Source organism: bacterium (assembly GCA_040755795.1).
Lineage (GTDB): Bacteria > UBA9089 > CG2-30-40-21 > CG2-30-40-21 > SBAY01 > JBFLXS01.
The window spans coordinates 1-2,411 of the sequence record JBFLXS010000529.1; the positions used below are offsets into that span (position 1 = coordinate 1).

Consider the following 2,411-nt stretch of genomic DNA (forward strand, 5'->3'; position numbering starts at 1 on the left):
ATGGGTTGTATGACCTATTTTGATACATTTACGCACCCTTATCAAAAATCTGCGCACCCCTGTAGAAAAGTTACGCACCCTTCATAGGATTTTACGCACCCCTAAAAAACACTTCACTAAAACGTTTCATATTGACTAATTCTTTTTGTTATAGTACATTAGCTCAGTAGCATTTCGAATTGTGAATGCTAAAAATAATCACATAATTCAAAATAACAAACTGAATAAAACATCAGTTAAACATAACGAAATCATTCAAAATTACAGTATTCCTGAATAATTGGTATATGTGTTTCAGCTATCTTTAGAAGCATGATCTCATCTTTTGAAAAGAATTTCAATTCTTTAGATTCTAAACTTGTTTTTAATGTAGGATAAATTAATAGCTTTATATGATAAACAACCGTGATTACACGTAGAATGTTCCCGTCTGGATAATGGGTAATTCTTGAAGGATCGTCATATATGTTAAAAAAACGCAACTGGTTTTTATCAAATTTTAGTCCGGTTTCTTCAAAAACCTCTCGAATTGCACAGGAAACTAAATCTTCATCCATATTTAATGCCCCGCCAATTATAGCCCATCTATTACTATCTGCTCTATGTTCAAGTAAGATTTTATTTTCATATTGAATAATCACTGATACACCTATGTGATTTGGTTTATTCGGTTTTGGTGCAAGTACATTTTTATAATAAAATTTAGCATTTTTCATTTTTTATCACCTCATAAAAAAGACATTATTTACAATAGTATATCGTGGTTGGTCCATTCCCGCTCTTTGAAACAAGTCCCTGTTCATCGAGTTCATTCAATCTTCTAATCAATGTGCTTTTTTCTATCTTTATCGCATTCTCTATATTCTGTCTTGATGATTTTGGATAAGCATGTAAATATGCCAGAATTGCTTCTTTTTTCTCTAATTTTGAATAGTCAAAGTTTGTTACAGGTAATATTATCCTAATCAAGAATTTTTGAATATCAAATGAAGGTTTTATCTTATAAGGTTTATAACTATCAATAATTCTTTTTATACCTGTACCAAATTGTTCTATTAGATTTAATCTAAAAAATACATTTGCAATGATTGGATTTCTAGTTAATGAAGTCAGCCCTCTATAGTATTGTTCTTCATCCATGCCTTCAGGGAGCCCTCCAGGTGAAACAATTTCAATACGGTTTTCGAACATTGAAATTTGAACACCTGAATTTAGCAAATAATCTCTATGAATAATCGCATTTGACAATGCTTCTCGGAAAGCTACAAGAGGAACTTGTTCTTTTGTAGTTCTTTGGATTCCTTCAACCGACTGGTAAGAAGGATATTGAGTTTGAAGATATGTAATAGATTGATCAAAATGCTTTAATAATGATTGATTCTCAAATCTTTTTCTGTCTAGAAAAGTATTGGTGTCTAATTTGAATCTTGCTATATCAACATATGATTGGCTCGATCTACCGTTGTCAGAAAGCAACAAAGCAGCATTGTTGTATGTTTTATCGATGAACAATCCAAGTGTTGTTAATACAGCCTGGTTGACATCAGTAACATTAAGAACTGAACTCATTTTCTCTTTTAAATAGCTAAAACTTAAATCTGATTGAGATACTTTTAATTGATCATATGTAAGATTTTTACTAATCAAAGTTAGTCTTGTCAAATTACTTCCATCGACTGGCACTGTAGAAGTATCATTTCTCATATAAGCAGTGTTCTGATAATAATAAGGTCCATTATCACCTTTGTATACCTTAATCTCTAATATTGTTTTGCCGTTATACTCTATAATATTCATATCGAAAAATGGTTTTGGTGTTATTGTCGAATTGATTGAATTTTCGATAACCATTTTCTCTTCATGGATATTTGGTAATCCAATTACTTCACCTTGATCATCGATTCCAACATATATATAGCCGTCATGGAAATTACTAAATGCTGAAATAGTCTTTAGTAATGATTTTGTATATTTTGCTTTTAACTCTACATTTTTAGACTCGTGAATTTTCATTTTCATCACCTCTGACACTATGATATCATTTATCGTTTCATTTTGCAACATTAAACTATCCTATCGTTTCACATTGGAACAAATACATTTTCTTCTGCTTCGGCGAATAATAAATAATTCACTGAGAAAAGAGATAAGAACAGTCGTAATACAAATAGCAAGTGTTACAAAGGAGTAAACTAAAAAGCATATCGTGTAATTTTTTTTGTAATCGCGTAAATTCTTGAGTAAACGTGTAAAATCCAGTGTAATCGTGTAACAATTGATCCACTAGACTATAATTATCTTAAATTTCACTACTTTTAGTAACTATATTTGAACTGCAAACCGTAAGAATGGCTCTATTTGGCGCAAAAAAGGCTGAATACAATTTGTATCCAACCAATGCTTCTTATATG

Annotated in this window: 2 protein-coding genes; both read right to left on the bottom strand. The window is 30.7% G+C overall.

Annotated elements, in window-relative coordinates; all coding sequences use genetic code 11:
• Positions 1-251: 251 nt before the first annotated feature.
• The gene (locus AB1414_19290; GenBank protein MEW6609558.1) at positions 252-716 is read right to left on the bottom strand and encodes an NUDIX domain-containing protein; all 465 of its coding nucleotides are present in this window, start codon (positions 714-716) and stop codon (positions 252-254) included.
• Positions 717-741: 25 nt separating this feature from the next.
• On the bottom strand, positions 742-2,064 hold the full coding sequence (locus tag AB1414_19295) for an RNA-binding domain-containing protein (GenBank protein ID MEW6609559.1): 1,323 nt from the start codon (positions 2,062-2,064) through the stop codon (positions 742-744).
• Positions 2,065-2,411: the final 347 nt, after the last annotated feature.

Excerpts from the sequence above, each read along its gene's own strand:
- AB1414_19290 (MEW6609558.1), bottom strand. The coding sequence starts at position 716 with ATGAAAAATGCTAAATTTTATTATAAAAATGTACTTGCACCAAAACCG.
- AB1414_19295 (MEW6609559.1), bottom strand. The coding sequence starts at position 2,064 with ATGTTGCAAAATGAAACGATAAATGATATCATAGTGTCAGAGGTGATG.